Origin of the sequence: Salipiger abyssi (genome assembly GCF_001975705.1) — a bacterium.
GTDB classification, from domain to species: domain Bacteria; phylum Pseudomonadota; class Alphaproteobacteria; order Rhodobacterales; family Rhodobacteraceae; genus Salipiger; species Salipiger abyssi.
Window position 1 is genome coordinate 3,582,997 of sequence record NZ_CP015093.1, and the last position, 12,424, is coordinate 3,595,420.

Annotated in this window: 12 protein-coding genes and 1 tRNA gene; 6 read left to right on the plus strand and 7 right to left on the minus strand. The window is 67.6% G+C overall.

Annotation, left to right across the window (positions count from 1 at the left end; genetic code table 11):
* The first annotated feature begins 340 nt into the window (after positions 1 to 340).
* Positions 341 to 1,522, plus strand: a complete 1,182-nt coding sequence (locus tag Ga0080574_RS21005) for a histidine kinase dimerization/phosphoacceptor domain -containing protein (protein ID WP_076704075.1) — start codon at positions 341 to 343, stop codon at positions 1,520 to 1,522.
* Here the strand turns inward: Ga0080574_RS21005 and Ga0080574_RS21010 are convergent.
* From Ga0080574_RS21010 to Ga0080574_RS26310, 4 genes are all read right to left on the minus strand, one after another.
* A complete protein-coding gene (locus Ga0080574_RS21010) occupies positions 1,479 to 2,804 on the minus strand; it encodes an HlyC/CorC family transporter (protein WP_076704078.1) in 1,326 nt (441 codons plus the stop codon). The genes Ga0080574_RS21005 and Ga0080574_RS21010 overlap by 44 nt on opposite strands.
* Before the next feature lie 154 nt (positions 2,805 to 2,958).
* Positions 2,959 to 3,885, minus strand: a complete 927-nt coding sequence (locus tag Ga0080574_RS21015) for a site-specific tyrosine recombinase XerD (protein ID WP_076704080.1) — start codon at positions 3,883 to 3,885, stop codon at positions 2,959 to 2,961.
* Positions 3,882 to 5,459, minus strand: coding sequence for a hypothetical protein (locus tag Ga0080574_RS21020; RefSeq protein WP_237219301.1), 1,578 nt, complete (start codon positions 5,457 to 5,459; stop codon positions 3,882 to 3,884). The genes Ga0080574_RS21015 and Ga0080574_RS21020 overlap by 4 nt, the downstream gene beginning before the upstream one ends.
* Positions 5,449 to 5,598, minus strand: a complete 150-nt coding sequence (locus Ga0080574_RS26310) for a hypothetical protein (protein ID WP_198039753.1) — start codon at positions 5,596 to 5,598, stop codon at positions 5,449 to 5,451. The genes Ga0080574_RS21020 and Ga0080574_RS26310 overlap by 11 nt, the downstream gene beginning before the upstream one ends.
* Before the next feature lie 96 nt (positions 5,599 to 5,694).
* Between Ga0080574_RS26310 and Ga0080574_RS21025 the strand changes: the two genes are divergently transcribed.
* From Ga0080574_RS21025 to Ga0080574_RS21035, 3 genes are all read left to right on the plus strand, one after another.
* Positions 5,695 to 6,264: a shikimate kinase gene (locus tag Ga0080574_RS21025; protein WP_076704082.1), complete on the plus strand. Its 570-nt coding sequence runs from the start codon at positions 5,695 to 5,697 to the stop codon at positions 6,262 to 6,264.
* Between the two features lie 4 nt (positions 6,265 to 6,268).
* Positions 6,269 to 7,381: a 3-dehydroquinate synthase gene (gene aroB / locus Ga0080574_RS21030; protein ID WP_076704084.1), complete on the plus strand. Its 1,113-nt coding sequence runs from the start codon at positions 6,269 to 6,271 to the stop codon at positions 7,379 to 7,381.
* A gap of 138 nt (positions 7,382 to 7,519) precedes the next feature.
* On the plus strand, positions 7,520 to 8,002 hold the full coding sequence (locus Ga0080574_RS21035) for a hypothetical protein (protein WP_156876424.1): 483 nt from the start codon (positions 7,520 to 7,522) through the stop codon (positions 8,000 to 8,002).
* A 452-nt stretch (positions 8,003 to 8,454) separates the two neighbouring features.
* On the opposite strand, the gene Ga0080574_RS21040 is transcribed toward Ga0080574_RS21035, so the two are convergent.
* Positions 8,455 to 8,529: transfer RNA gene (locus Ga0080574_RS21040), tRNA-Asn, on the minus strand.
* 80 nt (positions 8,530 to 8,609) lie between these two features.
* Positions 8,610 to 9,524, minus strand: coding sequence for an MBL fold metallo-hydrolase (locus tag Ga0080574_RS21045; RefSeq protein WP_076704089.1), 915 nt, complete (start codon positions 9,522 to 9,524; stop codon positions 8,610 to 8,612).
* Positions 9,525 to 9,568: 44 nt separating this feature from the next.
* Between Ga0080574_RS21045 and Ga0080574_RS21050 the strand changes: the two genes are divergently transcribed.
* A complete protein-coding gene (locus Ga0080574_RS21050) occupies positions 9,569 to 10,846 on the plus strand; it encodes an ATP-binding protein (protein WP_076704092.1) in 1,278 nt (425 codons plus the stop codon).
* A gap of 316 nt (positions 10,847 to 11,162) precedes the next feature.
* Here the strand turns inward: Ga0080574_RS21050 and Ga0080574_RS21055 are convergent, their stop codons facing one another.
* On the minus strand, positions 11,163 to 11,477 hold the full coding sequence (locus tag Ga0080574_RS21055; RefSeq protein ID WP_076704095.1) for a DUF1476 domain-containing protein: 315 nt from the start codon (positions 11,475 to 11,477) through the stop codon (positions 11,163 to 11,165).
* 159 nt (positions 11,478 to 11,636) lie between these two features.
* Here Ga0080574_RS21055 and purC point away from each other — a divergent pair, with 159 nt between their 5' ends.
* Complete coding sequence (gene purC / locus Ga0080574_RS21060; RefSeq protein ID WP_076704097.1) at positions 11,637 to 12,398, plus strand: phosphoribosylaminoimidazolesuccinocarboxamide synthase; 762 nt, start codon at positions 11,637 to 11,639, stop codon at positions 12,396 to 12,398.
* Positions 12,399 to 12,424 lie beyond the last annotated feature (26 nt).

Consider the following 12,424-nt stretch of genomic DNA (forward strand, 5'->3'; position numbering starts at 1 on the left):
AAGGGGAAGGGCCATGGCGTCGCTGTTACTCTCGTTGTTCGCAGCCTCGGCGCTTGCACTGTCGCCGATCTCGGGCGCGGGCGCGGCAGAAAGCGGTCTGAGGCAGCGTATCGAGGCGTTGCAGCCACAGGCGCTACATCCCGTTGCGTGCTGCAAAACCTGCCGCAAGGGCAAGGCCTGCGGTGATAGCTGCATCAGCCGCGACAAGACATGCCGCAAGGGGCCGGGCTGCGCCTGTGACGGGTAACTATCCCGTTAACCATTAAGAATTGTTGACGGCGCCGGCGCCGAGGTTAAATAGCATTCTCGGATTTCTCAGAACCTTACGGGACGTAATGGCATGGTCTTGGCGCAGACGCCTGAAGACGAACACGCGCGGCTTGCCGAACTGAAAAGCTTCGGCGTCCTGGACAGCGCTCCGGATCCGGCCTTCGACGAGGTGGTGGACCTGCTCGCGCAGATGCTCGACATGCCGGTGGCACTGGTCAGCCTGCTGGACGAGCGCCGGCAATGGTTCCGCGCCCGCCACGGGATCGAGCTGGCGGAGACGCCGGTCGATCAGGCGATTTGCTCCCATGCGATCCTGTCGGATGAGCTTCTGGAGATCGAGGACACGCTGGCCGACCCGCGCAGCGCCGAAAATCCGTTTTGCTGCGGCGTGCTGGGGGATATGCGCTATTACGCCGGTGTTCCCCTGATCACCCGGGCCGGGCACCGCATCGGCACGCTCTGCGTGCTGGATCACAAGCCGCGCAAGCTCACCCCGCCACAGCGGCAGTTGCTGACGGTGATGGCGCGGCAGGTCATGCGGCAGCTCGATCTCCAGCGTGCGCTGCGCAACAAGGAGGTGCTGCGCGAGGAAATCGACCACCGGGTGAAGAACTCGCTTCAGACCGTGGCCTCGACGATCCGTCTCTATCGCGCGCGCATCGATTCGCCCGAGGCGAAGGAGGCGCTGAACGCGGTGGAGCGCCGGGTCGACGCCATTGCGCAGCTGCATGCGGAGCTGAACCTGACCTCCAAGATGCATCACGTACAGATCGATTCCTATCTCGAGCGCGTCTCGCTGCTTTTGCAGCGCCATGTGCCGCAGGGCATGCGGATCCGCTCCGAAGCGGCGCCGATGGAGGTGGATTCGCGCATCGCTGCGGCGCTCGGGGTGATCGCCAACGAGTTCGTCGCCAATGCCGCGAAATACGCCCGCCCGGCGGAGGGGAACGCGGTGGAGATCCGGTTCGAGTTGCTGAGCAGCGGTCCCGGTCAGGTGCAGTTCCTGTGCCGCGACAACGGCGCGGCACGGCCCTCCGATCCCGCCGCCGACATGCTCGGCTCGACCGCACTCGGCGCGCGGCTGATGGAGGCGGCGGCGGCGCAGGCGGGCGGCAGGCTCACCCATGGCCGCGAGGATGACGGCTATGTGCTGCGCGCCGAGCTGCCGCTGGATCCGGGCGCAGAGCTGAGCCCGTCAGAAGCCTCGGTCACTCCGCAACCGGCGCCAGGGGGCGCACCCGCAGCCGGGTAATCCGGTTGTGCTCGCGCTCCATCACCTCGAAGCGGAAGCCGTGAAAGCTGAAGCGCTGGCCCGGGGTGGGGATCATCTGCGCCTCGTGAATTACCAGCCCGGCGATGGTGTTGGCCTCGTCGTCGGGCAGCGACCAGTCGGTGGCGCGATTGAGATCGCGGATCGTCATGGCGCCGTCGAGCCAGTACCAGCCATCGTCGCCCGCCTTGACCTGATGTTCGGCATCCGGGTCGTGCTCGTCGGTGATCTCGCCGACGATCTCCTCCAGGATGTCCTCCAGTGTCAGCAGCCCTTCGAGCGAGCCGTATTCGTCGACCACCAGCGCGAAATGCGTGTGCTTGCGCAGGAAATTGCGCATCTGATCGGCCAGCGTGGTGGTGTCGGGCACGAAATAGGGTTTCATCATCACATCGGCGATGCGGAAATCGTCCAGCGCTTCGAAGCCGCGGTCGCCGGCCTTGGCCATGGTCTCGTACATGGCGCGCATGAGATCCTTGGCATGGGCGACGCCGATGATGTTCTCGGGATCGTCGCGGAAGATCGGCAGGCGGGTGTGGTTGCTCTCCAGACATTGCTGGAGGATGGCGCGCGGGTCGTGCGCCGCGTCGATCATCTCGATATTGGAGCGGTGCAGCATGATTTCCTCGACCGTGCGCTCGGCGAGATCGAGCGCGCCGAGGATGCGGTCGCGATCCTCTTTCTCGACCACGCCCTCGGAATGGCCCAGTTGCAACGCGCCGGCGATCTCCTCGCGCACGGCGAGGATCTGGCTGTCCGGATCGGTCTGCACCCCGAAGATCCGCAGCATCAGCCGCACGAAGGCCCGGATGGCCGCCACGACGGGCGAGAACACCAGAATCACCATGGAGATCGGGCCCGAGACGCGGCTGGCGGCGAGCTCGGGATTGGTGATGGCGTAGGTCTTGGGCAGCACCTCGGCAAAGATCAGCACCAGCAGCGTCATGATCAGCGTCGCCAGCGCCACACCGCTGTCGCCGAAGAGCGAGGTGAAGAGCGCTGTGGCCAGCGAGGTGGCGAGGATATTGACCAGGTTGTTGCCGAGCAGCACCGAGCCGATCAGCCGTTCATTGTCCTCGGTGATCCTGAGCGCGGTGTCGGCGCCCTTGGAGCCGCGATCCTGGGCGGCGCGCAGCTTGCCGCGCGAGGCGGCGGTGAGCGCGGTCTCCGAGCCCGAGAAGAAGGCGGAGAGGAGGATCAGCACGACGATGGCGCCGGCGGTGATCCAGAGGGCTGCGTCGGTGGCGGCGGTGGTCGCGTCCATGGTGCTCGTGTTTTTTATGACGGTCCCGGTGGTTATGGGGGCGGGGCCGGCCGGGATCAAGGGCGCCCTCCGCCCTGGGGCGTTACGGCGGGACGGGGCGGCAAAAGTTTTCGAAAACTTTTGCAAATTCCTTCGAAGGAATTTGCCGCGCGGTTCAGTCGCGGGCCATCGGGTGGTGATCGAGCACCAGCTCCTTCAGCCGCTCCTCCAGCACATGGGTGTAGATCTCGGTCGTGGCCACATCCGCATGGCCGAGGAAGGTCTGGATCGCCCGCAGATCGGCGCCGTTCTGCAACAGATGCGTGGCGAAGGCGTGGCGCAGCGTGTGCGGCGTGACCTTGGCGGGCGAGACCCCGGCGCTGACGGCGATGTCCTTGATCAGCAGATAGAAGGCGTGGCGCGTCAGATGCCCCGCCTTGCCGCGCGAGGGGAAGAGATGCGGCGAGGCGGGCTTACCCCTGGCGCGGCCCATCTCGTCCAGCGCGTCGCGGCGGGCGAGCCAGGTGGCCAGCGCTTCGCGTGCCGGCGGCGACAGCGGCACCATGCGCTCCTTGCCGCCCTTGCCGCGAATGAGCAGCATGCGCGGATCGCCCCGCGCCGCCGAGACGGGCAGGGTGACCAGCTCGCTCACCCGCATGCCGGTGGCGTAGAGCAGCTGCATCAGGCAGGCATTGCGCAGCCGGTCATCGGCGTTGCGGCCCTGCGTCTCGGCGGCGGCGAGCAGCCGGTCGACCTCTTCGATGGAGAGCGTCTTGGGCAGGCGCTTGGATTTGCCGGGCCCGGCGATCTGCACGGCCGGATTGTCCGCGCGCAGCCCCTCCTCGAAGGTGAAACGGTAGAGCTGCTTGATCGACGAGAGCCTGCGCGCGCGGGTGGAGACCGCCAGCCCCTGCGCCTCGCAATGCACCAGGTAATCCTCCACATCGTGGCGCTGCGCCGCATCGAGCCCTTGCCCGCGCGCCGCCAGCCAGCCGGAGAAATCGGCGAGATCGCGGGCATAGGCGGCGGTGGTGTTGTCGGCGGCACCGCGCTCGGCGGCCTGCGCCTCGAGAAACCCGCCGATCCAGTTGCGATCGCTCATCGCAGCGCCCCCTCGTCGTCGAGAATCAGCAGCTGGATCGCGGCGCGCCGGGCGGTGTCCTCCAGCCCGACGGCGCGCAGCGTCGCCAGCGCGTCGGTGAGATCCGCGTGGTTGCCCTCGGCGCCGTCCGAAAACAGCGCGATGGCGTGCAGGATCGCCTCGCCGAGCCGGCCCTCGCGCAGCATCTCGGTCAGCGCCGGCGGTGGCGCTGCATCGGACCAGGCACGCGCCACGGCCTGCTGCCGGGCGGGAACGGGCGGGCTCGCGGGCGCCTCGCCCTGGGCGATGGCGGCAACCGTGCCCATCAGCCCGGAGGGCGCGGTCAGCTCGCGTGCCGCGACCTCGTACTCGTCGGAAAGCAGTGCCGCGCGCCGTGCCAGCGCGGCGGCGCGCCCGTCGAGCGCGAGCCCCGAGAGCCGGTCGCCGAAGAGCTTGGCCAGCGGCACCAGCAGGCCGGCGCTGCGCATCTGCGGCCAGGCCTTGAGCAGCGCCGGCCCGGCGAGATCGGCACGACCGCTGTCCAGCGCCGCTTCCAGCGCCTGCACCGCCGCGACCCTGTCCCAGACACCGCCCGAGGCGGCGGGTTTGCGGTCGGAATAGATCCCCAGCAGCCGGTTTTCCGACAGCGCGCCGCGCTGCGCCAGCCGTTCGGCGGCAAGGAGCTGCGCGCGCCAGCCGCTCATGCCGGAAAGATCGGCGGCGGCGAAGGCGCGGGGCAGGGGCTGGGTGGGCAGCGCCTCGCCCACCGCCTCGAAGAGCCGGAATTGCAGTGGCGTGGGGCGCGGCGGCACCGGCACCGGGCGCGCGCCATCGGCCAGCGCCGGATCGAGAAACCGGCTCAGCAGCTCGGTGTCGCGCGCATCGAGCTGCCCCAGCGCGCGGGCGGTGCCCAGCACGGTCACCGCGTGATCCCAGCTGCCCTGGCGGGCGTCGCAATAGATTCGCGTGGCGAGATCGTCGGAAAGCTCCGGCTGCCGTTGCAGCGCCTGGCAGGGGGCCTCGGACGTGCCGGCCAGCAGCGACAGGTCGAACCAGCGCGCGAAAAGCGCCGGGCTGGTGGCGGGGCCGGCCCGGTCGAGCAGCGCCAGCGCCGGATCGACGGCGCCCTCGGCGAGCAGCCGGTCGAGCCGCGCGGTGAGCAGCGGCGCGCCGCCGCCCGCGCCCCGCGGCGCGTCGGCCTCGGCCAGCAGCAGCGTGAAGAGCAGCGCCGAAAGCGCCGGCACCGCCGGATCCACCTCGCCGATCAGCGGCACCAGCCGCCGCGCCTCGCTGGCCGACCAGAGGCTGCGCGGCAGACCCGTGGCCGACATCGGCAGCAGCCCCACCGCCTCGGCGGAGGGCGCGCCCAGCGGCATGACCTCGACCTCGGGGCTGGCGCCGGAGCTGGCCACCGGCGGCTCGACGCGACGCGGCGATGCCATGCCGCTGCCGCGATCGGGCAGCGGCCGCAGCACGGCGGGCGCATTGGTGCTGTTGCCGGCGTTCAGCCAGTCGATCGCCGACATCGGCGCCTGCGCCGAAAGCGGCGCGGCGGCGAGGCTCAGACAGGCGAGAAGGGCGGCTTTATTGCGCATCGAGCTCCACGGGCTCGCGAATCTCTGTCTGGGGCGGAGAGAAGTCGGCGCCGAAGAACGGCCCCAGATAGGCATAGCCCACCAGCGCGATCCCGCCCAGGATCAGAAGGATGAACAGCCATTTGATGATACGTCCCATACGGTCGTGTGTCCTGCCTCATGTGTTTTTCAGAACTTATACCTAGCCTTTTCGGTAAACTCACGTCATTCACGGCCCCGAAAAGAAGAATTGGCGATGGATGGCCGAGATACAAGCGTGCAGGCGTTGAAGCTCAAGAAGACCGTGGTGATGGTGGGCATGATGGGGGCGGGCAAAACCGCCGTGGGACGGGCGCTTGCCTCGGCCCTCCGCGTGCCCTTCCGTGATTCGGATGCCGAGATCGAGCGGGCCGCCAATATGAGCATCGCCGAGATCTTTGCCCGCGATGGCGAGCCGTTCTTCCGGCAGAAGGAAAGCCAGGTGATCGCGCGGCTGCTCGACGGCGCGCCGGCGGTGCTCTCGACCGGGGGCGGCGCCTATATGCGCCCGCAGAACCGCGCGATGATCACCGAGCGCGGGGTGGCGGTCTGGCTCGATGCCGAGCTGCCGGTGCTGTGGAACCGGGTGAAGCACAAGAACACCCGCCCGCTGCTGCGCACCGCCGATCCGAAGGCCACACTGCGCGAGATCTACGAACAGCGGGTGCCGATCTATGCGCTGTCGGATCTTTCGGTGAAATCCGAACAGGGGATTGCCGTCGAGGCGATGGCGGCGCGGGTGATTGCGGCGCTGAAGACGCGCCCGGACGTTTTGACAGAGGACTGAGCGAATGACCGAAACCGTGCATGTGGCGCTGGGAGAACGGGCCTATGATGTGCGCATCGGGGCGGGGCTTTTGGCGGACGCCGGGGCCGAGATCGCGCCGCTGCTGCGCCGCAAGCGCGTGGCGGTGGTGAGCGATGCCACCGTGGCCGCCGCGCATCTGGAGGCGTTCCAGGCGGCGCTGGCGGCCGAGGGCGTCGCTTCGGAGGCGCTGCAACTGCCGCCCGGCGAGGCCACGAAATGCTGGCGCGAGCTGGAATATGTGGTCGAATGGCTGCTGGCGCAGAAAGTTGAACGCCGCGACGTTGTGATCGCGCTCGGCGGCGGTGTGATCGGCGATCTGGTGGGCTTTGCCGCCGCGATCCTGCGGCGCGGCGTGCGCTTCGTGCAGGTGCCGACCTCGCTTCTGGCGCAGGTCGACAGCTCGGTCGGCGGCAAGACTGGGATCAACTCTCCCGCCGGCAAGAACCTCGTGGGCGCCTTTCACCAACCCTCGCTGGTGCTCGCCGATATCGGCGTGCTCGACACGCTGACCGATCGCGATTTCCGCGCGGGCTATGGCGAGGTCGTGAAATACGGGCTGCTGGGCGATGCGGCGTTTTTCGACTGGCTTGAGGCCAATGCCGGGGCCGTGGCGGGGCGCGACCGCGCGGCGCTGTCCTATGCGGTCAAGCGCTCGGTCGAGATGAAAGCCGAGATCGTGGTGCGCGACGAGACCGAGCAGGGCGACCGCGCGTTGCTGAACCTGGGCCACACCTTCTGTCACGCGCTGGAGGCCGCCACGGGCTATTCCGACCGCCTGTTGCATGGCGAGGGGGTGGCCATCGGCTGCGCGCTGGCCTTCGAGCTGTCCTCGCGGCTGGGGCTCTGTTCCCAGGAAGACCCCTCGCGCCTGCGCGCGCATCTGCGCGCGATGGGCATGAAGGCCGATCTCGCCGACATTCCCGGCGATCTGCCCGGCGCTGAGGCGCTGCTCGACCTTATGGGGCAGGACAAGAAGGTGCTCGACGGCGCAATCCGTTTCATCCTGGCGCGCGGCATCGGGCAGGCCTTTGTGACGTCGGACGTGCCGCGCGACGCGGTGCTGGGTGTGCTGCGCGACGGTCTGGCCGGGCGCTGATCCGCCTTTTCAGTCTTTCCAATGGCTTGGCCGGTCCGCAAATCGCCCCGGCCTCGCCGTGGAGACTCCCCCGGTTTGCCGCATTTTCTCCTTCATTCCTAACGACAAAGAGCCGTCCATAAGGAAAGGTTCATCTTGATGTTAGGTTTGATCACGGGCGGATACGGCGGATCGGGCGCGTCCTCCGGCAGCGGCTCGACCCAGAACAGCGGCGCGAGCCAGAACACTGCGACGCCCGAGGAGAGCGAAGAAACACAGGCGCCCGCCGCGAGCAAAGAGACGCCCTCCGCCGCGTCCGAAGAGACCGGCACAGCGCCTGTCGCCGCAAGCGAAGAGAGCAACGCCACACCGGCGCGCACCGCGCCCGAAACACCCGCCGCGTCTTCCTCTGTCTTGGTTGAAACGCCAGAGTCGCGGGAGCCGGCGGCTTCCGATGCACGGGCGCAGGCGATCGCCGCGCAACAGGCGTTTCTTTCCTCGCTGATCGTGGCGCAGCTCGAACGCGGTAGCGAAGAGGAGGATCTGCCCACCCGCATGCGCCGTGGCGCTGAAAGCTATGCGGCCGCGCAGGCCTCTGCATCGCAGGCGTCAGAGACCGCACGCACGAATGTCGAGCTCTGAGCGGCGCGCCGCGACCTCACATTTGTCTGCAATTGAGGCCCCGCCTGGCGGGGCCTTTGGCTTTCAGTGGTGCCTTTTGCGGAGCAGTTCGAAGGGCTTTCGGAGGCATGGCCGCATTGGCGCGCTGCCGCTCGGTCAGGTCTGCGTCATGTCACTTTCGCGTGCTCGGCATGAATGCAAGCATACGGATAGACCGTCGTTGCAAAGCGCGCTCGACCGGGAATAGAGGCCACGGTCGATGTCGCCTGAGATGGCGGAGCGGTGATCACCCCCGCGTGGTCAGTCGTCGCGTCGTCCAAATGCCCGATCGCCTTGACCGATGTTTGACCGGTTGGACAGCGATGACCTGGATCCTGTCGGACTGGCTCAACCGCAAGTATCGGTCACTTTCACGGATTTTGAGTATATAACCAAGATCTTGTCAGAAGCCATGGCAATGGCTGCAAGATTTTTGGCTCCGGCGGTAGGGATCGAACCTACGACCAATTGATTAACAGTCAACTGCTCTACCGCTGAGCTACGCCGGAACACGGCGCTCATATAGCAATGGGATTCCGGGGCGTCCAGAGGATTTTGTCACATTTCTTATGGTTTTGTGAAAATCGCCTCAAACCCTTTGAAATACAGCGTTTTCCGTGAGGGTGCCGGGGGTGGAGGCATGGCCCCGGGCATGCAGATCGATGAGATGGGCAAGGACGTTGCGGGCGGCGGCAGGGCGCAGGGCCGGCGGGATATCAGTGTAGATTCTGGCCATCAGCTCTGTCGCATCCGTAGGGCCGTCGTCGAGCGCCGCGAGGATCTGGCGCTCGCGCATCAGGCGGTGATCGCGCAGCGCGGCGAGGCGCTTGGCGGGGGCGTCGACAGGGGCGCCGTGGCCGGAATGCAGCACGCGCCAGGGATGCGCGGACAGACGCTCCAGCGAGGCCATGAAATCGGTGAGATCGCCGTCGGGCGGAGAGACCAGCGACGAGGCCCAGCCCATCACCAGATCACCGCAGAACAGCGCGTCGTCCCAGGCGAAGGCGAGGTGATTGCCGAAATGGCCCGGCGTGTGCAGCGCGTCGAGCGTCCAGCCGTCGCCGGTGACATGGGCACCGTCGGCAAGGATCTCGTCGGGCGCAAAATCCGCATCGACGCCTTCGCCGCCGCCCATCATGCCGCTTTCCGCCAGCGCCTGCATCGCCTCGGAGCGGCCGGCGGTGGCGTCACCGAAGGCCAGGACCGGTGCGCCGGTGGCCTCGGAGAGCGGGCGGGCGAGGGGCGAATGGTCGATATGGGCATGGGTGACGAGGATATGGGTGATGCGCTGGCCCGGGCGCAGCGCCGCCAGCAGCGCGTCGAGATGGGCGGGGTCGTCGGGGCCCGGGTCGATCACCGCGAGGCCGCGCGTACCCAGCAGATAGCTGTTGGTGCCGCGCAGGGTCATCGGCGAGGGGTTGGGCGCCAGGATCCGGCGCAGGCCGGGGGCGAGTTCCTCGGGCTGGCCGGGACGGGGGCGAAAATCCGGTTGCGGGTCCTGCATCTTTCGGGGCTTTCTATGGGCAATCGTCACCAGAGGTAGCCAAGATGTTCCAGTGGCTCAAACGCTATATGCCGCGCGGGCTTTACGGACGGGCCGCGCTGATCCTGCTGTTGCCGGTGGTGACGCTGCAACTGGTGGTCTCGGTGGTCTTTGTGCAGCGGCATTTCGAGGATGTTTCGCGCCAGATGAGCCGCGATCTGTCGCGCGAGATCAATCTCGCTGTGGCGCAGCCGGAGCTCGCGGAGCCGTTGGCGCTGGGGTTGCGGACGGTGCAAGAGACGGCGCTGCCCGAGGCGGATGAGCGGCGCTGGTATGATTTTTCCGGGCTGGTGGTGACGCAGACCCTGCAGCGCTTTGTGACCGGGCTCGAACGGGTGATGCTGCCCGATGACAACGATGTCACGCTTTATGTGCGCAAGGGCGATGTGTTGCAGGAGGTGAGCCTGGCGCGGCGGCGGGCCTCGCCGACCAATGCGCATCAGCTCTTTGTCAATATGATGGTGTTCGGCGTGGTGATGACGGTGATCGCGTTCCTGTATCTGCGCAACCAGCTGCGTCCGATCACCCGGCTGGCGCAGGCGGCGGAGGCGTTTGGCCGGGGCCGCCACGCGCCGTATTCGCCCGCCGGGGCGGTGGAGGTGCGGGCGGCGGGGCACGCCTTTCTCGACATGCGCAACCGCATCGAGCGGCAGATCGAGCAGCGCACCATGATGCTTTCTGGGGTGAGCCACGATCTGCGCACGCCGCTGACGCGGCTGCGGCTGGGGCTGTCGATGCTCGACGATGCCGAGCGCGAGCCGCTGGAGCGCGATGTGGAGGACATGCAGCAGCTCATCGACGCGTTTCTCGATTTCGCCCGCGGCGATGCCCATGCGGGTACGGCGGAGCCGGTCGATCCGCTGGCGCTGGTCGAGACCATCGTCGCCGATGCGCAGCGCGCGGGGCGGGCGGTCAGCGTCGCGGCGCTCGAAGGCGCGGGGGAGGTCTCGCTGAAACCGGCGGCGATGCGGCGGGCGCTGGAGAACCTGATCGGCAATGCGGTGCGCTACGGCACGCGCTGCGAGGTTTCGGCGACGCTGACCGACAAGAGCCTGCGGCTGCGGGTGGAGGATGACGGGCCGGGGATCCCGCCGGAGCGGCGCGAGGAGGCATTGCGCCCCTTCGTGCGGCTGGATCCGGCGCGCAACCAGGACAAGGGGCCGGGGGTCGGGCTGGGTCTCGCGATCGCGGCGGATATCGCGCGGGCGCATGGCGGGGTGCTGCGGCTGGGGCAGAGCGAGACGCTGGGCGGGCTGCGCGCCGATATCGTCATCGCGCGCTGATCCGGCGGATTTGTCTCGAATTGATGGCGAAGGCCATGAAGGCGCCGGATTGCCGCCCGAACAAGGCACGGGCGGGCGGCAAGGCTGGCCGCGCCGGTGCGGATCGAGCGCCCATCGGTGTCTCTCTCTCTCGCGGAGCGCGGCGCAATGTGTCGCGCTCCGGGCGGGTTTGCCGGGGCGCCGCTCCTCGCGCCCTTGCGGCCGCTCCTCGCCGCGCGGGGCGGGTCGCAATAAATGCGCGGGGCAAAAAAGCTGGGTACAAAAAACGCGCCCGGGCGGGGCGCGCTTGCTTGGTCTGCTTGAATTGCGGGCGGGCTCAGCCCTCGAGCAGGATCTGGCCCTTGGCCTCGATCAGCAGCTCGGCGCGCTTGGTGCGGATCGCGGCGGTATCGACCTTGCCCACCAGATCGGCGGCGAGCTTGCGCACCACGTCCTCGTGGCCGGCCTCTTCGAAATCGGCCTTGATCACCTCGCGGGCATAGGCCTCTGCTTCGGTGCCGCTTTTGCCCAGCAGCTCCGCCGCCCAGAGGCCCAGCAGCTTGTTGCAGCGGGCCTCGGCCCGGAAGGCCATCTCCTCGTCATGGGCAAACTTGGTTTCAAACGCTTTCTCGCGCTCTTCAAATGTGGACATGGCGCCGGCTCCCCCCGCTAAAACGATCGTCAGGTTTAATATTCCACACCCAGCCGCCGGCGCAACCCCAAGCGTCCGCTTGCGACGGGGCAAGGCATGATTTATAGGGCCTCGCAGGACGCGGGCGCGATCCCCGCCCGGCCCGGTGAAAGGATTCCCATGGCACGCCGCAAGAAGATCTATGAAGGCAAGGCGAAGATTCTCTATGAAGGCCCCGAACCCGGGACCATCGTTCAGTATTTCAAGGACGATGCCACCGCCTTCAACGCCCAGAAGAAGGACGTGATCGAGGGCAAGGGCGTGCTGAACAACCGCCTGTCCGAGTTCTTCATGACCGGGCTGAACAATATCGGCGTGCCGACGCATTTCCTCAAGCGGCTGAACATGCGCGAGCAGCTGGTGCGCGCCTGCGAGATCGTGCCGCTGGAGATCATCGTGCGCAACTTCGCCGCCGGCTCGCTGGCCAAGCGGCTGGGGATCGAGGAGGGCACGCCGCTGCCGCGCCCGATCGTGGAATATTGCTACAAGGACGACAAGCTGGGCGATCCGCTGGTCACCGAGGAGCATATCGCCGCTTTCGGCTGGGCCAGCCAGCAGGACATGGACGACATCCTGAGCCTGGCGCTGCGCGTCAACGATTACCTCTCGGGGCTGATGTACGGCGTCGGCATCAAGCTCGTCGATTTCAAGATCGAGATCGGCCGGGTCTATGACGGCGATTTCCAGCGCCTGATCGTGGCCGACGAGATCTCGCCCGACAGCATGCGGCTGTGGGATATCGAGAGCGGGCAGAAGCTCGACAAGGACGTGTTCCGCCGCGATCTGGGCTCGCTGACCGATGCCTATACCGAGGTGGCGAAGCGGCTGGGCGTGATGCCCAAGCAGGCCACCCATGTGGCCAAGCCGAAGCTCATCAACTGAGGCGCCGCGCCCCCGGGCGGGCGTGG